The sequence below is a fragment of the Brevibacillus sp. GCM10020057 genome (assembly GCF_042683565.1).
In the GTDB taxonomy this organism is placed as follows: Bacteria; Bacillota; Bacilli; order Brevibacillales; family Brevibacillaceae; genus Brevibacillus.
This window is the reverse complement of the sequence record NZ_JBHUJW010000024.1, coordinates 13,727-30,614: the sequence shown is the minus strand read 5'-3', so window position 1 is coordinate 30,614 and position 16,888 is coordinate 13,727. Positions and strand designations below refer to the sequence as shown.

Sequence of the window (16,888 nt, the reverse complement as noted above, 5' to 3'; positions counted from 1 at the left end):
CCTCCCGTTATCCTTCCAATTTATACCCAAGACCGCGAACGGTTTTGATGTAACGCGGATTTTTCGTGTCTTCCTCCAGCTTGTCGCGCAAATGGCTGACGTGGACATCCACGATGCGGGAATCGCCGATAAAGTCGTAGTTCCAGACAGCGTTGAGCAACTGATCGCGCGTCAGGACACGCCCGTGGTGGCTCGCCAAATAGTGCAGCAGCTCGAATTCCTTCGGGGTCAGCTCCACTTTGGCGTCGCCGCGGAACACTTCGTATTTTTCCGGATAGACGCGAACGTCTCCGAACTGCAGGACGACTTCCTCCTGGACCACCGACACTTCCGGGGCGGCCTGAACGCGGCGCAATATCGCCTTGACCCGGGCGACCACCTCGCGCGGGCTGAACGGCTTCGTCAGGTAATCGTCAGCCCCCAGTTCCAGACCGAGTATCTTGTCGAGTTCATCGTCCTTTGCCGTCAGCATGAGGATCGGCGTATTCACCCGTTCCTGGCGCAGCGTCTTGCACACGTCCATGCCGTCCATCTTCGGCAGCATCAGATCGAGAATAATAAAGTCGGGCTGCTCGCTTTTGACCATCTCCAGCGCCTGTTTGCCGTCGAAGGCCGTCATGACCCGAAATCCTGATTTTTCCAGATTGAATTGCAACAGCTTCACGATAGAAGCCTCGTCATCCACTACCAATACTTTGATCATGTTTTTTCCCCCTGAGCTATCGTCCTGTTGGCATGACGCGATAGGCTTCGTTCCTTTTCTCTCTAATCTCAGTCTGCCAAACCGGAATCGCGACAGACAAGTAAATTTTTTGTAAAGATAGCTCCACACACCATTTGCAGGTATGATTCCTCCCGAGACGCGAAAAGACGCCTTCCAGAGGAGAGGCGTCTTTCGTATTTCACGCATCGATCCTATTTCAACACAGCCAGCACTTTACGGACAGAATCAGCAGACTTGTCGAGAGCCGCTTTTTCTTCGGCTGTCAGTTCCAGCTCGATGATTTTCTCGATCCCGTTTGCACCCAGAAGTGTAGGTACGCCCAGGTACAAATCGTTGTAGCCGTATTCGCCCTGCAAGAGGGCGATGGACGGCAGAATGCGTTTTTTGTCTTTCAGAATCGCTTCCGCCATTTGCACGAGGGAAGCCGCCGGAGCGTAGTAAGCGGAACCGTTGCCGAGCAGGCTGACGATTTCGCCCCCACCTTTGCGGGTGCGCTCGACGATCGCATCCAGACGGTCTTTTGGAATCAGCTTTTCCAGCGGGATACCGCCCGCATAGGAGTAGCGAACCAATGGCACCATGTCGTCACCATGGCCGCCCAGGACGAACCCTGTCACATCTTCGACAGATACGCCCAGCTCCATTGCCACGAACGTGCGGAAGCGTGCTGTATCGAGCACGCCGGATTGGCCGATGACGCGCTCTTTCGGGAAGCCGGAAGTAGTATAGAACGTGTAGGTCATGGCGTCGACCGGATTGGACAGAACGATAACAGTGGAGTCGGGAGCATGCGTTTTCACTTGCTCCGCTACGGATTTCATGATACCAGCATTCGTGTTCACGAGGTCATCGCGGGACATGCCAGGCTTGCGGGCGATACCGGCGGTGATGATGACCAGGTCTGCATCCTTGATGTCTGCATAGTCAGCCGTTCCGGTGATCTTGGCATCGAAGCCGAGAACAGGAGAGGCTTCCATCATATCCAGCGCTTTCCCTTTGGTCGGGTTTTCCAGCTGCGGGATGTCCACCAGTACAATGTCGCCCAGTTCCTTTTGTCCCAGGATGAATGCAGTTGTTGCCCCTGTGAAGCCGCTGCCGATGACAGCGATCTTTTTGCGTTGGAATGCCATGACAAATCCCCTCCAAATGTTAGTTAACTCGTATCCAATGAATCAACTATACATACACGCAAACTTACATGTTTTTGATCAGGGCGTCAGCAAACTCGGAGCATTTCAGCTCGGTTGCACCTTCCATCAGACGGGCGAAATCGTAAGTAACGGTTTTCGCGGAGATGGTTTTCTCCATGGAGTTGATGATCAGGTCAGCTGCTTCGTTCCAGCCCAGGTGACGGAGCATCATTTCACCGGACAGAATGACGGAGGACGGGTTTACTTTGTCCAGACCAGCGTATTTCGGAGCAGTACCATGTGTTGCTTCAAAGATCGCATGACCGGTCAGGTAGTTGATGTTTGCGCCTGGTGCGATACCGATACCGCCTACTTGCGCTGCCAGAGCGTCGGATACGTAGTCACCGTTCAGGTTGAGGGTTGCTACGACATCGTATTCAGCCGGACGAGTCAGAATTTGTTGCAGGAATGCGTCGGCGATCACGTCTTTTACGATGATTTTGCCAGCTGCTTCTGCTTCTTTTTGCGCTTTGTCAGCGTCTCCGCCTTCCGCTTTGATGCGGTCGTATTGAGCCCAAGTGAATACTTTGTCTCCGAATTCGGCTTCAGCCACTGCGTAACCCCAGTTTTTGAACGCGCCTTCGGTGAATTTCATGATGTTGCCTTTGTGTACCAGGGTAACGGATTTGCGTTTGTTGTCGATTGCGTAGTTGATCGCAGCGCGAACGAGACGCTCGGTACCATCTTTGGAAACAGGCTTGATGCCGATACCAGAAGTTTCCGGGAAGCGGATTTTCTTCACGCCCATTTCTTTTTGCAGGAAGTCGATCACTTTTTTCACTTCCGGAGTACCTTCCGCCCACTCTACGCCAGCGTAGATGTCTTCAGTGTTTTCGCGGAAGATGACCATGTCAGTCAGCTCAGGGTGTTTGACAGGGGATGGCACGCCGTCGAAGTATTGAACAGGGCGTACGCATGCGTACAGATCCAGTTCTTGACGCAGAGCTACGTTGATGGAGCGGATACCGCCGCCAACAGGTGTAGTCAGAGGACCTTTGATCGCGATCAGGTATTCGCGGATCGCTGTGAGGGTATCTTCAGGCAGCCATTCGTTGTATTGGTTGAAAGATTTTTCACCAGCGAACACTTCAAACCATGCGATTTTCTTTTCGCCTTTGTACGCTTTTTCAACAGCTGCATCCAGTACGCGCACGGAAGCTTTCCAGATGTCCGGGCCAGTACCGTCACCTTCGATGAAAGGAATGATCGGATTGTTAGGCACAACGAGTTTGCCGTTATCCACTGTGATTTTTTCGCCGACAGTTGGTTGCGTCAAGTTTTTGAACACAAGAACCCCTCCAGAGTTGAAATAGTTAGGAATCAGAAATATTTCCAGACAGCTTGAAACAGGTCCATACCCGCTTCGCTGAAACAGGATGGCTCCTGCTCTGCGAAACAGGCATCTCCCTGTTTCTTCACGCTCGGAAAAGCAACGAGTGCAGTCTTCGCTCGCGGATGATTAACGTTGGTCGATCGGTACGTAATGCTTTCCTACCGGACCAGTGTAATCCGCGCGAGGACGGATCAAGCGGTTATTTTCATACTGTTCCATGATGTGTGCAGTCCAGCCAGACATGCGGCTGATTGCAAAGATCGGTGTGAACAGGTCGATTTCCAGGCCGAGCGAAATGTATACGGATGCGGAATAGAAGTCGACGTTTGGCTTCAGGCCTTTTTCGCCTGTTACCATGTCTTCGATTTTTACAGACATCTCATACAGTTCCGGACGTCCGGTTTGCGCAGTCAGCGCTTTGGACATTTGGCGCAGCCATTTTGCGCGCGGGTCGCCATCTTTGTATACGCGGTGTCCGAAGCCCATGATTTTTTCCTTGTTGTCCAGCTTATTGCGAACATAGCCTTCCACGTTGTCCAGGCTGCCGATTTCTGTCAGCATTTTCGCTACAGCTTCATTCGCGCCGCCGTGCAGAGGGCCTTTCAGGGTACCGATCGCGGACACGATACCGGAGTAGATATCGGTCAGGGTGGCAACGGTTACACGAGCAGCGAATGTAGAGGCGTTCAATTCATGATCCGCGTGCAGGATCAGTGCGACATCGAGCGCTTTCACAGCAGTCTCGGTAGGCTCTTCGCCTTTCAGCATGTACAGGAAGTTTTGCGCGATGGTGTACTCAGCTTTTGGAGCAACCGGCTCCAGACCTTTGCGCAGGCGAGCGAACGCTGCGACCAGGGTAGGAGTTTGAGCCATCAGACGGATTGCTTTGCGGTAGTTCGCTTCAGGAGACATATCTTGCGCTTCTGTATCGTAGAGCGCTAGCGAAGAGACAGCTGTGCGCAATGCAGCCATCGGGTGAATCCCTTTTGGGTAATTGCGGATGCCCTCGATTACTTCGGCAGGGACAGCGGCTGCCTCGCCCAATTGTTTTTTCAAGGTTTCCAGCTGATCTCGCTTCGGTAACGCTCCATGCCAGAGCAAGTATACAACCTCTTCAAAGGTCGCATGTTCTGCCAGCTCGTCGATGTTGATCCCGCCGTAGCAGAGAACGCCATCTACGATCGAACAGATTGATGATTCAGCTGCAACAATGCCTTCCAGTCCACGGGTTGCTGTCATAGAACTCCCTCTCCTTTTCCACTAAGTAATGTGTCAACCAGTCGTCGCTTGTCCGCCGACCGGTACACGCACAGCCGTGAAGCTATATAAATTTTGCAGGCAGCGGTTTCTTTCATCCACCACTCTTGTCTAAGAATGTCGTCCATGCCCATTCCTCGCAGTCAGCCTATAGAGAGGAGAGAAATCTTCGCATGGAGAGAAAAAAGAATCCACTCAAGTCGACCCAATTATAAAAGATTATTGCAGTTTTGTGAATAAGGTAAGCGAAAAAATGTTTCAAAGGGTGAAACCCGGTTTTGTTTTTTCAACTAACTTGCTCGGTCTATTCAGCATACGGCATAATAATTACAGCAGCATTTGTCCCCTTGAGAGGGCAAGAAAGGAGACCGCTTTGAATCAGGAAAACTGGGTGGAAAGACTTTTTCAAATCATTCGGTTTTTGTGGGTTTGCCTGCTTGTGTACTTTGCCGTATGGGTTTTCCGGTTTGCAACACCCTTACTTTACCCATTTCTGATTGCTTTAGTCATTGCCCTCTTGATCCATCGGCCCGTCACGTTCATGACCCGCAAGTTCAAGTTTCCCCGCTGGCTGTCCGTGACGATCTCCCTGCTCCTGCTGATGCTGCTGGCCGTCGGGGTGGTCACGCTGGTGGTGACGGAGACGGTCGTGGAAATCGGCGAGCTTGCCAAACGTCTTCCGGGATTCGCCGCCGAGCTCTCCGAGTATTTGCAGCGGACCATCACCCAGGAATTTCTCATGGGGCTGTACAATCAGGTCCAGTGGCTCTACACCCAGCTCGACCCGGATTTTCAGCTCAAGGTGGACGCCACGCTGGGCAGCGGCATTTCGTCCATCACGCATGCGGGCCAGAATCTGATCGTCAGCTTTCTGGACAATCTCAAAACGTTCCTGCTCTCGCTTCCGAACATGGCAACCGTCTCGGTGATTTCCTTGATGGGAGCGTTCTTCATCTCGAAAGACTTCTTACAGTGGGAGGCGCGCTTCCGCCGGATACTGCCCAAAGGCGTCAACAGCCGCCTGGACCAGGTCTTTCGCGATCTGCGCGGCGCCCTCATCGGGTTTGTGAAGGCCCAGCTGACGCTGATCTCGCTCACCGCCGCCATTGTCATCATCGGTCTGTTGATCCTGCGCGTCGAATACGCCATCACGATCGGCCTGATCACGGGACTTGTCGATTTGCTGCCCTATCTCGGCACCGGGACGGTCTTCATTCCGTGGATCATTTACCTGTTCTTCAAGGGCAACTACACCCTGGTCATCGGCTTGTCCATCCTGTACGCCGTCGTGCTGATCTTCCGGCAAATCATCGAGCCGAAGGTAGTCGCGGAAAATGTGGGACTGGACCCGTTGCTGACGTTGGTCGCCCTGTTTGTCGGCTTGCAGCTGTTCGGCTTTCTCGGCCTGATTATCGGTCCAGTAGCGCTGGTGATGATCAACGCGTTGATCAAAGCAGATGTTTTTTCGGACGTATGGCGTTACATCAAAGGCAGTCGTACATAAGAAAAGAACCGCTCGCGGCAGGCAATTGCGCCTTGCCGGAAGAAGCGGTTCTTTTTTTCAACCATCTGTTCATCTGCGAAACAGCAGCTGGATTTTCCCCGAGGCGATCAGCGACCACAGCCACCCTTTCAGCAAATGGCGCACGATGAGACGGGTGTAGGGGATGAGCAGCAAAATGCCGGCGACGTCCGAGAAAAAGCCGGGAGACATCAGCAGCACTCCGCCGACCAGGACAAGTGCGCCGTCGATCAGAGATTCGGTCGGCATCTGTCCCCGCGACAGCTGGAACTGCACGGAGCGGATGACCTGGATTCCCTGCTGCCTGGCGAGCCACGCCCCGGCCACCCCCGTCAAAATGACCAACGCAACCGTGTTCCATCCACCGATAATCTTGCCTATTGAAATGAGTCCCCACAGCTCGATGGCGGGAATGACAATAAACAGGACGACGAGGATGCGAAACAGCATGGTCACTCTCCCCCTTTGTGCTGCTTCTCCAGCCAGGCATACACTTCCGGCTCTGTGCGGGACAGACGGATCGGTCTGAAGGATGCATTCGTAAAGACGTGCATCGTGCTGCCTGTCACCAACAGCTCGTCATCTTCCACGCGGACAATCTCGTAGGAAAAGGTCAGCCGCACCGGCGTAATCTCGGATACATGCGTGCGTACCTCCACCTCGTCGTCGTACTTCGCAGGCTTTTTGTACGAAATGGCGGCATCCGTGAGCGGCAGCAGAACGCCTTTTTCCTCCAGCTGACGGTAGGTCAGGTCCGCATGGCGGATAAATTCGGTGCGCCCCACTTCAAACCAGTTCAAATAATTCGTATGGTAAACCACGCCCATCCGGTCCGTCTCGCTGTACCTGACGCGCAGACGATGGGAATGAACAACGGGTTTCATGCGCTTGTCACCCCTTTCTCTTTCCCCATATTGTACCATAGACGGGCCGTGTTTTCTGACGGCGCGTTTGTCATTTTGGCCGCTGCGGCAATAGCGGAGCGAAGAGATTTTACATTTACAGAGCGAGTCCGATCATGCGGGGGATGGAGGGAAAAAAGCAAGGGAGAACCGCATCATGCGTCCTCCCCTGCTTTCTGTCCGCTCTGTCTTTTGGTGAAAATCGATCAGCGAATCGGGCAAGCGCCGCCTTCGCAAGCTTCGGCAGTCGTCAGGTCGACATCTCCGCCTGTTTCGTACTGCTGCAAAATGGCCGGATCAAACGGCTTCATGCTTTGCTTCAATGCCTCGTACTGTTCCCGGGTGCACTCCTCGTACGGCGCCAGCTGATAGTTTCCGCCGTCCAACTGCAGGAAGGAGACGCCAACAAAATTGTCCCAGTTGTCGAATACGATCTCTTCCACCTCTGCCCACTCTTCCTTGCGTACCGTAATCGTGTTGGATGAGTTGTGCTCGGTATACTCCTTTTGGAAGCGGAAGTATGTATCGAACTGGCGCTTCGCACTGACTTCGTTCTTCGTCTCTTTCGCTCCGGAAGCAACAGGGAAATCGATGACGAGCGTACGGGCATTGGCCATGCGTTCCTCGTGCGTGTCCCCAGGCGTACCTACCTCTGGATGCACAGTCCAGCCCAGCGCCTGTACGGCCTTGGCAAGCGGGTCCTCCGCGTTGATGCGGATGCGGCGGATGTAGTAGGGCGAATGGGACCAGTGCAGGCCGCTGGACACTCCGCCCGCTACCTGCGACAGCGTGCCTTCCGGTTTGACAGTCGTCACGAGCAGCGGCGAATTGACGCGCAGCTCGTACGCGTAACGGTTCGCTTCGTCACGGGCAGCGTCGCCAAGCAGGCGCAGCAGCTCCAGCTCCTGTTCTTCCGTGTAGCCGAGCGATGCCAGTGCATCTTTTACGCCAGTCAGGGAAGTGCCGAGCAGTCTGTCGCGCTGCTGAACCGTATCCCAATGCGGCAGCTCCAGCGTCACCAGCGTCATGCGCAGTCCGGCGCGGGCCGATTTGCGCTGCGCGTCGAGCAGGCCGTCCAGATCCAAATATTTGGAACCGTCCGGGCTGTTCTTGACAAATTCGACCAGATTGACAGTCGTCAGGTTGCAGACCCCGTAGGAATCGAGCAAAATTTCCGCGCACGGATTCAGTCCTTCGGCGTTCGGACGGCGGCGGTTGGCTTCCTCGAGGTTGATGAAGCCCGGCTCCCCTTCCAACTGCATCAGGGTGAAGACGAGGTGCAGGAAGTCGCGGCTTGGCTGCTTCGTAAACGCGATGGAGTTGTTGGACATGCGGCGGTGGTCCAGTCCGAAACGGCCGTCGCCGACTTTTTCGATGTTGTCAAACCAGGCAGGCTTGTGCTCGCCCAAAAGCTCCCCGACGCGGCGATGGTGCGCCAGCTGTTCATCGGTCCAGAAGCCGTTGATGCCGTACTTGGCCAGCATGCACTCGTAGTCGTCGTGGTCGAACAGGAAGATTTCAGCCGTACGGCGAACGCCGCCGACTACGACGTTGGCACCGATCAGATTGCCGATGTCCAGAATGTGGATGGGACGAACCTTGCCGTAGCCTTTTTCGTCGCTCTCGATCGGCGCCAGATGCTGATCGATCTGGTTTTTCAGCACTCTGTCGATTCCTTCAAACATTTCGCGAAGCGGCTCATGACCGCTCGCCGTTCCGCCGAACCGCTTCAGGCGCTCGCCTTTTGGCCGGACGCTGTTGTAGGAAATTTTCACGGTGTGGATATGCTCGTACGCCTTGTCCGTCAAAATTTGCAAGTAGAGGCGCAGCGATTCTACCCAGCCTTCCTTGCTGTCCCCGACGTAGATTTTGGCGAAGCCGTTTTCCAGCACGTTCAGTTCGGAGCGCTCGAGCCGCTGGTGTTTCGGCAGCGGTCTGTACTCCGACGAGAGCAGCGTTACGTTCGTGCGGATCGGCGTGAGACCGGCAGCCATCTCCTTTGTGCACTTGAAGCCGACCCCTGTCCCGACGAGAAGCAGGTAGAACAGGTCGCCAAGGTCATCCCAGGACTTGATGTTCAGGAACGAGCAGTTGAAGTTGGCGAGCGGATACAGGTCTGCGACTCCGTTTTCCGCCCCCCCTACCCACAAGGTACGGCCAGACAGGAATTGGCGAAGGTTGAACATGTTGTCAAACAAGCCCTCAGCCTCTTTTTCCAACGCACGCGTGTCCGGACGCAAGCCGATTTTGTTCATATGCTGATAGGCGAGCTTGATATTGTAGTCCACCGAGCGACGGCAGGTTTCCTTCCAGGTTTCCCGTCTTCCTTTTTCCGGTATAAAGCGAGAATAAGTACGATAATATACGAATTGTCCAAGTGGAGTCATATGTGCAGGGAAATCTGGATATCGTTGCAAGAATCCATCCGTCAAAAAACGGGTTCTGGTATTCGTCTCAGTGGCCAGCATATCGGTTCCTCCTTCAATTCTTTCCTCTCTAGTTAACTATCTTTAGTGGAAAAACTCAATAGTTAAACCTACATATTGTGAAATATAATTTTCGACAATACTATATATAGTATTTCTCGCAAAAAAACACTTGACAGGGATAACCGAACATTTGCCCGAAGCTCTCTCGCTTTGCTTCTCTGCGACAAGTAACCAGCCGATTTTATCAAATTCCCCCTCGTAATGCATCGGCTAAAAATCCCCATTTTCTGGAGAAAAGCGGAATCGGCAAAGTTCACGCCATGCAAAAAGGCACGACAAAGAGGGCGACCTGCAGTCACCCTCCCGGAGAATCCTATGAGAAAAACGAGTCTTTCGTACTAGAGAACCCGCGCGTGTCCGGAGTAAATGTTTCCGCGCTCGGAATCGACAGTGACGACTTGTCCATCCTTTAACAATTCCGTCGCCAGAGCAACTCCTACGATTACCGGTACGCCCAGGTTCAGCCCGACTATGGCTGCGTGAGAGGTCAAACCTCCCTCTTCCGTGATGACCGCTGCCGCCTTTTGGAACGCCTCGATCATGTCCGAATCGGTGCCGATCGTCACCAGAACGGACCCCTTCTCCGTCTTCGCCAGTGCTTCCTCTGCGGAGCGCGCGATCACGACCTTGCCTGTCACCGCTTTGCGGCCGATACCTTGTCCTTTCGCAATGACATCGCCGATGAGGTGAATTTTCATCAGGTTGGTCGTTCCCACTTCGCGCACAGGCACACCCGCCGTGATCACCACGAGGTCGCCGTGGCGGACAAAGCCTGCGTCCAGCGCTTTCTGAACGGAGTTGTCCAGCATTTCATCTGTCGTATTCGCCATCTCGCCCAATACCGGATAAACCCCGTTGATCAGCGCCATGCGGCGAATGACGTTGGCGTGCGGCGTAACGGCCACGATCGGCGCCTTCGGACGGAATTTGGACACCATCCGCGCCGTATGCCCGCTCTCAGTCGCCGTAATGATCGCTGCGGCGTTGAGGTCGAGCGCGGCGTTGGACACCGCCTGGCTGATCGCATCCGTGATGGTGACTTGCTTTTGCTGCGCCTGCGCGTACAAAATCTCGCGGTAGTTCAGCTCCTGCTCGGCGCGCACGGCGATTCGGTCCATCGTCTCTACCGATTCTACGGGATACTTGCCCGCAGCCGTCTCGCCGGACAGCATGATCGCATCGGTTCCGTCAAAGATCGCATTGGCTACGTCGCTCGCCTCCGCTCGGGTCGGACGCGGGTTGCGCTGCATGGAGTCGAGCATCTGCGTAGCCGTGATGACCGGCTTCGCCAACTCGTTGCACTTCTTGATCAACATTTTCTGAACGAGCGGCACTTCCTCCGCCGGAATTTCTACACCCAAATCGCCGCGCGCTACCATGATGCCATCCGAGACGGCAAGAATCTCGTCTACGTTGTCAACGCCTTCCTGGTTCTCGATCTTGGCGATGATATCGATATGCGCGTTGTGGCGCTCCAGAATCGTGCGGATCTCCAAAATATCGGACGCCTTGCGCACAAAGGAAGCCGCGATGAAGTCCACCTGCTGCTCAATGCCAAACTCGATATCCTGGGCGTCCTTTTCCGTAATTCCCGGCAGGTTGATCTTGACCCCTGGCACGTTTACGCCTTTTTTGCTTTTCAGCGTGCCGCCGTTTTTGATCAGGCAGACGATGTCGTTGCCCCGGACTTCCTGCACGGTGAGGCCGATCAGGCCGTCGTCGATGAGAATCGTGTCGCCAGGCGCTACGTCCTGCGGCAGCTCGGCATACGTGATCGAGACGCGCTCCGCCGTCCCCGCCACCTCTTCGGTCGTGAGGACAATCGTGTTACCTTCCGCCAGTTCGACGGAGTCGGTGGCCAATGTCCCCGTGCGGATTTCCGGTCCTTTGGTATCCAGCAGGATCGCGACCGGCTTGCCCGTCTCCTCTGACGCCTTGCGGATATTGGCGATGCGCGCCGCATGTTCCTCATGGGAACCATGCGAGAAGTTGAGCCTTGCCACATTCATTCCCGCGTGGATCAGCTTCTTGAGCGTCTCGACCGATTCGCTCGCGGGGCCGATGGTACATACGATTTTCGCTTTTCTCAACATAGGATATTGCCTCCTCTTTCCTCCTGAAACCTGCCACCCCTAGATGGACAGTGTACGAGCCAACTGATAAACGGATAAGTCCAGCTGATGCTTTTTCGCCAATGCTTCGTTAAAGTCGACATCGACGATCTGGTTGTTCTGGATGCCGACCATGCGATCCCGCTTGCCTTCGAGCAAAAGGTCGACTGCTGCCGCGCCCATCCGGCTCGCCAGCATGCGGTCCATCGCGGTAGGCGAACCGCCGCGCTGAATATGCCCCAGCACCGTCACCCGCGTCTCCCAGCCGGTTGCTTTGGTGATTGCATCCGCGTAAGAGGCAGCGCTGCCGACGCCTTCTGCCACGATGATGATGGAGTGCTTTTTCCCCCGTCGCTGCCCGGCGTGGAGACGATCCAAAATATCGTCCATGTCCTGGTCGGCTTCCGGAATGATGATCGACTCGGCACCTGCGGCAAGACCCGCCCACAGAGCCAGGTCGCCGGCATCCCGTCCCATTACTTCAATAATGTAGGTCCGTTCATGGGAGGTCGCGGTATCGCGAATCTTATCGATCGCTTCTACGATCGTATTTAACGCGGTATCGAAGCCGATCGTAAAGTCTGTGCACGGAATGTCGTTGTCGATCGTCCCTGGCACCCCGATGGTGGGAAAGCCTTTTTCCGTCAGCTTTTGCGCCCCGCGGAAGGACCCGTCGCCGCCGATGACAATCAGTCCTTCGATTCCGAACTTGCGAAGCTGCTCGACTGCCCTCTGCTGTCCGGCCTCCGTCTTGAATTCCTCGCTGCGTGCCGAATATAAAATCGTTCCGCCCCGTTGGATAATATCCCCTACGGAACCGAGCGACATCTCCTGAATATCGCCACTCATCAGTCCCTCGTATCCGTGGTACACGCCAAACATTTGTACCCCGTGGTGCGCAGCCCGGCGAACAGCCGCCCGCACGGCAGCGTTCATTCCCGGGGCATCGCCGCCGCTGGTCAGAACCGCAAGCTTTTGCATGGAATCCACCTCTCCAATCGTGTCGTCTTTAGCATGTCATGAAACGGTAACAGTATGTACCAAAGCAGCTTTGAAACATGCTGTATCAATCCGCTCCGCATATCTGTTATACTCTTGAAACGATATGTGTCATACTTTTAGAAAGATCTGAACATTTCTCGATTCGACTACGATTGTAGCAGATTTCCCTAGCAGAAAAAAGCCAAAAAACGCCCCCTGCGATCACAGGGAGGCGTATTCACCGATCTGTTTAAACTTCTCGTATCGATCCTGTATCAGTTCATCCGGAGTCATTTTGCCGAGCTGTTCCAGTTGCTCCACGATCGTCGCCTTGACCAGACTCGCCTGCTGGATCAGGTCGCGATGCGCTCCTCCGAACGGCTCTTCGATGATGCCGTCGATTACTCCCAACTCAAGCAGGTCAGGCGCGGTAATTTTCATCGTCTCCGCAGCGCGCATGCCGAGACTGGAATCCCGCCACAAAATGGCAGCGGCACTCTCCGGCGCAATCACGGAGTAATAGGAATTCTCCAGCATAAAGATGCGGTTGCCTACGCTGATGGCAAGGGCGCCGCCGCTGCCGCCTTCGCCGATGACGATGCAGATGATCGGAACGCCGAAAGTCGCCATTTCGCGCAGGTTGCGAGCGATCGCTTCGCTCTGGCCGCGCTCTTCCGCAGCCTTGCCGGGGTATGCACCCGACGTATTGATAAAGCAGATGATCGGGCGCCCGAACTTGTTTGCCTGCTGCATGATGCGCAGCGCCTTGCGATAGCCCTCGGGATGCGCCATGCCGAAATTCCGCTTGATGTTGTCTTTGGTGTCTTTCCCTTTTTGGTGACCGACAATGGTGACAGGGCGTCCATCCAGCATGGCGATCCCGCCAACGATCGAGTGGTCGTCCCCGAACAAACGGTCTCCGTGCACTTCGATAAAATCAGTAAAAAGTAGCTGTATGTAGTCCAGGGTCGTCGGACGCTCCGGATGGCGAGCCAGCTGCACGCGCTGCCACGGCGTCAAATTACCGTAAATTTGCTGCGCCAGATCTTTCGACTTTTGCTCCAGCCGCCTGATTTCATCCGTGAAGTCAATTCCTTTCTCCTCGGTAAAGCGGCGCAATTCCTTGATCTTTTCCTGCAGTTCGACTAATGGCTTTTCAAAAGGGAGTTCTCCTGCCATGCTTCCACTCCTTCCCGCGACGTGTGCATCTCTACCAGTTTGGCTAGCGTATTGCGCATGTCCTTGCGGTGGACGACCATATCGAGCTGCCCGTTCTTCAGCAAGAATTCCGCAGTTTGGAAGTCTTTCGGCAGCTCCTGGCGAATCGTCTGTTCAATGACACGACGCCCGGCAAAGCCAATCATCGCCCCTGGTTCCGCGATATTGTAATCTCCCAAGGAAGAAAAGCTTGCAGACACACCGCCGTAGGTAGGATTCGTCATGACGGACACGAACAGCAGACGCTCCCGGTCGAGCCTGGACAACGCCGCGCTCGTCTTGGCCATTTGCATCAGACTGAGCACGCCCTCCTGCATGCGGGCGCCGCCGGAAGCCGAGAACAGAATGAACGGCAGGCGACGAGCGATTGCTTGTTCGATCGCTCTCGTAATTTTCTCTCCTACAACCGAGCCCATGCTGGCCATGCGAAAACGGGAATCCATGACCCCGATGACAATCCGGTTGCCGCCAAGCACGCCTTCTCCGGTCATGATGGCTTCGTTCAGATTGGTGTTGGCCATGTCCTGTTCCAGCTTTTCCAGATAGCCGGGGAAGCCGAGCGGGTTGGCCGTAATCAGGTTCGCGTCGAATTCCTCCGTCAGCGCTCCGTCGTCCAGCAGCGAAGCCAAACGTTCCGGTGCCGACATGGAATAGTGATACTGGCAGCCTTTGCAGACGCGCAAATTTTTCTCCAGGTCTTTGGAGTAGTGAATCGTCCCGCAGTGCGGACATTTATTCATCAGACCTTCGGGGACTTCCTTTTCTCGCGGTACAGCTTCCCTGGAAGGGTCAGTGGAAGCCGGGACACGAGCGAGTGTCTCCGAAGGGACGGTAGCAAACTTGCGCTTTTTCCCAAAAAGATCTTTTAGCACTGGTACACCCCACCTTTCTCTTCAATGAAGGATCGTGGCGAGTACTTCCTGGACTTCTTGCAGTTCGCCCTCCGGCACCAGAATCTCGTATTGCTTCGAGACCTTTGCCTCCCGAACCTTGACCAGGAATCCTTCATCTGTCAAACGTTGTTGTATCCGTTCTGCGATTTTAGCACTAGGAGCGATGTAGATGACAGTCCACACGCTGGCTTCCTCCTTCATCGTCCAATACAGGTCTGCATCATCATATCACAGCCTTTGCGCCTGTCGCAAATGGGGGCAAAATCACAGCTTGCTGTTCTCCAAATGGCGTTTCATTTTTTCTACGGCTACTCCTGCATCGCCCGCGCGTATCGCTTCCATGATCTCGCGGTGCTCGGCCAATGCCAGCTTCGCCCGCCCCTCCCGCGAGAGCGATTCGGTACGGACGCTGTTGCTGTATTCCACCAGCGGCGCCCAGATGCGGTGCAGGATGGAGTTGCGGCTGGAGCGGCAGATGACCCGGTGGAACTGGTAGTCTTCCTCCGTCGGCACTTCTCCGCGCTCAACCCGCTCCTCGGCCATTGCCAAAATCCGTTCCATCTCTTCAAAATGCTTGTCGGTCGCGCGCCTGCATGCGAGCCGGACGGCATCCAGCTCCAGAATTCGGCGCATCTCGATCAAATCCTTTTTCGTCTTCGTATCCCGCAGGATGAAAAATCCGAGAATGTCGATCAGCCGATTGTGCCGGTAATGCTTGAGAAATGTGCCTTCCCCTCTGCGGGTCTCGATCAGGCCGAGAAGCTCCAATGCCCGGAGCGCTTCACGGACGGAGGAACGACCTGCGCCGAGCTGCTCCGACAGTTCGCGTTCGGACGGGAGTTTGTCGCCCGGCCGCAGGTTTCTCTCCTGCACGATCTCGTGGAGCTGCAAGAGAATCCCTTCGTATACTTTTCGATCTTGGGATGAGTCGAGCACCATTTATCCTCCTTAGGGAGCATTGCTGTGAAGTGAAGCACCCTCCATAGCATGTCCGGAGGGTGGCGGCTGTACGTGTTTTCTATACTTGCTGATAGGAAATCGCAGCCAGATTCATCGTTTTTTGTTTGACCGCTTCCGGATCGACGGCGATGCGGGCCACGCCGCTTTCCATCGCTGCTTTTGCCACGGCTGCTGCTACGCTCGGCGCTACGCGTGCGTCAAACGGCGCCGGGATGACCTTGTCTGCGGACAGCTCTTCCGGCGAGATCAGGTCGGCAATCGCATAGACGGCAGCCAGCTTCATCTCTTCGTTGATGCCGGTCGCGCGCGTGTCCAGCGCACCTCGGAAGATGCCAGGGAATGCGAGCACGTTGTTCACCTGGTTCGGGAAGTCGGAGCGTCCCGTACCGACAACGGCAGCGCCGGCTGCTTTCGCTTCTTCCGGCATGATTTCCGGAATCGGGTTCGCCATGGCGAAGATGATCGCATCGCGGTTCATGGAGCGCACCATTTCAGGCGTCACGGCCCCTGCAACGGAAACGCCGATGAACACGTCAGCGCCTTTCATGGCCTCTGCCAGGTCGCCCTCGATTTTGTTGCGGTTCGTGATCTTGGACATTTCCTCTTTCACCGGGTTCATCCCGAACGGACGGCCTTCGTAGACGATCCCTTTCGTGTCGCACATGATGACGTCTTTCACGCCCATGGACAAAAGCAGCTTGATGATGGCGATACCGGCTGCACCGGCGCCGTTGGTTACGACGCGAATGTCTTCCAGCTTTTTGCCCACCACGCGCAGGGCGTTGATAAGACCTGCTGCAGTCACGATCGCCGTGCCGTGCTGGTCATCGTGGAACACAGGGATGTTCGTCTCGCGCTTCAGGCGTTCCTCGATGGCGAAGCAGGCAGGTGCCGCGATGTCTTCGAGGTTCACGCCGCCGAATGTCGGCTCGAGCAGTTTTACGGTTTCTACGATTTTGTCTACTTCGTTCGTGTTGAGGCAAATCGGGAACGCATCTACCCCAGCGAAGGATTTGAAGAGGACGGCCTTTCCTTCCATGACCGGCATCGCTGCTTCCGGACCGATGTTGCCGAGGCCGAGCACCGCCGTACCGTCGCTGACTACCGCGACGAGGTTGCCTTTCATGGTATATTCGTACACTTTGGACTTGTCGTCAAAAATATCCTTGCATGGCTCTGCTACCCCGGGAGAATAAGCGAGGCTAAGATCGCGCGCATTGCGGACAGGCACTTTCGTGACAGCCTCCAGTTTTCCCTGATTCTTTCTGTGAAGTTCCAGTGCTTCCTCTCGCAGATTGGACATCGTAA

Annotated in this window: 15 protein-coding genes; 1 reads left to right on the top strand and 14 read right to left on the bottom strand. The window is 55.1% G+C overall.

The window, feature by feature from the left end:
• Positions 1-7: 7 nt before the first annotated feature.
• From ACFSO0_RS08605 to citZ, 4 genes are all read right to left on the bottom strand, one after another.
• Complete coding sequence (locus ACFSO0_RS08605) at positions 8-703, bottom strand: response regulator (RefSeq protein ID WP_376878965.1); 696 nt, start codon at positions 701-703, stop codon at positions 8-10.
• A gap of 212 nt (positions 704-915) precedes the next feature.
• Positions 916-1,854: a malate dehydrogenase gene (mdh, locus tag ACFSO0_RS08600; RefSeq protein WP_376878963.1), complete on the bottom strand. Its 939-nt coding sequence runs from the start codon at positions 1,852-1,854 to the stop codon at positions 916-918.
• Between the two features lie 64 nt (positions 1,855-1,918).
• Positions 1,919-3,202, bottom strand: coding sequence for an NADP-dependent isocitrate dehydrogenase (gene icd / locus ACFSO0_RS08595; protein WP_376878961.1), 1,284 nt, complete (start codon positions 3,200-3,202; stop codon positions 1,919-1,921).
• Between the two features lie 171 nt (positions 3,203-3,373).
• A complete protein-coding gene (citZ, locus tag ACFSO0_RS08590; protein WP_376878959.1) occupies positions 3,374-4,486 on the bottom strand; it encodes a citrate synthase in 1,113 nt (370 codons plus the stop codon).
• Positions 4,487-4,877: 391 nt separating this feature from the next.
• Here citZ and ytvI point away from each other — a divergent pair, with 391 nt between their 5' ends.
• Positions 4,878-6,008, top strand: coding sequence for a sporulation integral membrane protein YtvI (gene ytvI, locus ACFSO0_RS08585; protein ID WP_376878957.1), 1,131 nt, complete (start codon positions 4,878-4,880; stop codon positions 6,006-6,008).
• A 69-nt stretch (positions 6,009-6,077) separates the two neighbouring features.
• Here the strand turns inward: ytvI and ACFSO0_RS08580 are convergent, their stop codons facing one another.
• From ACFSO0_RS08580 to ystJ, 10 genes are all read right to left on the bottom strand, one after another.
• Complete coding sequence (locus ACFSO0_RS08580; protein ID WP_376878955.1) at positions 6,078-6,476, bottom strand: FxsA family protein; 399 nt, start codon at positions 6,474-6,476, stop codon at positions 6,078-6,080.
• A 2-nt stretch (positions 6,477-6,478) separates the two neighbouring features.
• Positions 6,479-6,910 carry an acyl-CoA thioesterase gene (locus ACFSO0_RS08575; RefSeq protein ID WP_376878953.1) on the bottom strand — a complete coding sequence of 144 codons (432 nt, stop codon included), beginning with the start codon at positions 6,908-6,910 and terminating at the stop codon, positions 6,479-6,481.
• Between the two features lie 224 nt (positions 6,911-7,134).
• Positions 7,135-9,396: a ribonucleoside-triphosphate reductase, adenosylcobalamin-dependent gene (nrdJ, locus tag ACFSO0_RS08570; protein WP_376878951.1), complete on the bottom strand. Its 2,262-nt coding sequence runs from the start codon at positions 9,394-9,396 to the stop codon at positions 7,135-7,137.
• Positions 9,397-9,755: 359 nt separating this feature from the next.
• Positions 9,756-11,510: a pyruvate kinase gene (pyk, locus tag ACFSO0_RS08565; RefSeq protein WP_376878949.1), complete on the bottom strand. Its 1,755-nt coding sequence runs from the start codon at positions 11,508-11,510 to the stop codon at positions 9,756-9,758.
• A 39-nt stretch (positions 11,511-11,549) separates the two neighbouring features.
• Positions 11,550-12,509: a 6-phosphofructokinase gene (pfkA, locus tag ACFSO0_RS08560; RefSeq protein ID WP_376878947.1), complete on the bottom strand. Its 960-nt coding sequence runs from the start codon at positions 12,507-12,509 to the stop codon at positions 11,550-11,552.
• 222 nt (positions 12,510-12,731) lie between these two features.
• Complete coding sequence (locus ACFSO0_RS08555; RefSeq protein ID WP_376878945.1) at positions 12,732-13,688, bottom strand: acetyl-CoA carboxylase carboxyltransferase subunit alpha; 957 nt, start codon at positions 13,686-13,688, stop codon at positions 12,732-12,734.
• Positions 13,655-14,599 carry an acetyl-CoA carboxylase, carboxyltransferase subunit beta gene (gene accD / locus ACFSO0_RS08550; RefSeq protein ID WP_376878943.1) on the bottom strand — a complete coding sequence of 315 codons (945 nt, stop codon included), beginning with the start codon at positions 14,597-14,599 and terminating at the stop codon, positions 13,655-13,657. The genes ACFSO0_RS08555 and accD overlap by 34 nt, the downstream gene beginning before the upstream one ends.
• Positions 14,600-14,620: 21 nt before the next feature.
• Positions 14,621-14,803: a glutamate decarboxylase gene (locus ACFSO0_RS08545; protein WP_376878941.1), complete on the bottom strand. Its 183-nt coding sequence runs from the start codon at positions 14,801-14,803 to the stop codon at positions 14,621-14,623.
• An 81-nt stretch (positions 14,804-14,884) separates the two neighbouring features.
• Positions 14,885-15,556, bottom strand: a complete 672-nt coding sequence (locus ACFSO0_RS08540; protein WP_376878939.1) for a FadR/GntR family transcriptional regulator — start codon at positions 15,554-15,556, stop codon at positions 14,885-14,887.
• A gap of 82 nt (positions 15,557-15,638) precedes the next feature.
• Entirely contained in the window at positions 15,639-16,883 is a 1,245-nt protein-coding gene (gene ystJ, locus ACFSO0_RS08535) for an NADP-dependent malic enzyme (protein WP_376878937.1), read from the bottom strand.
• Positions 16,884-16,888: the final 5 nt, after the last annotated feature.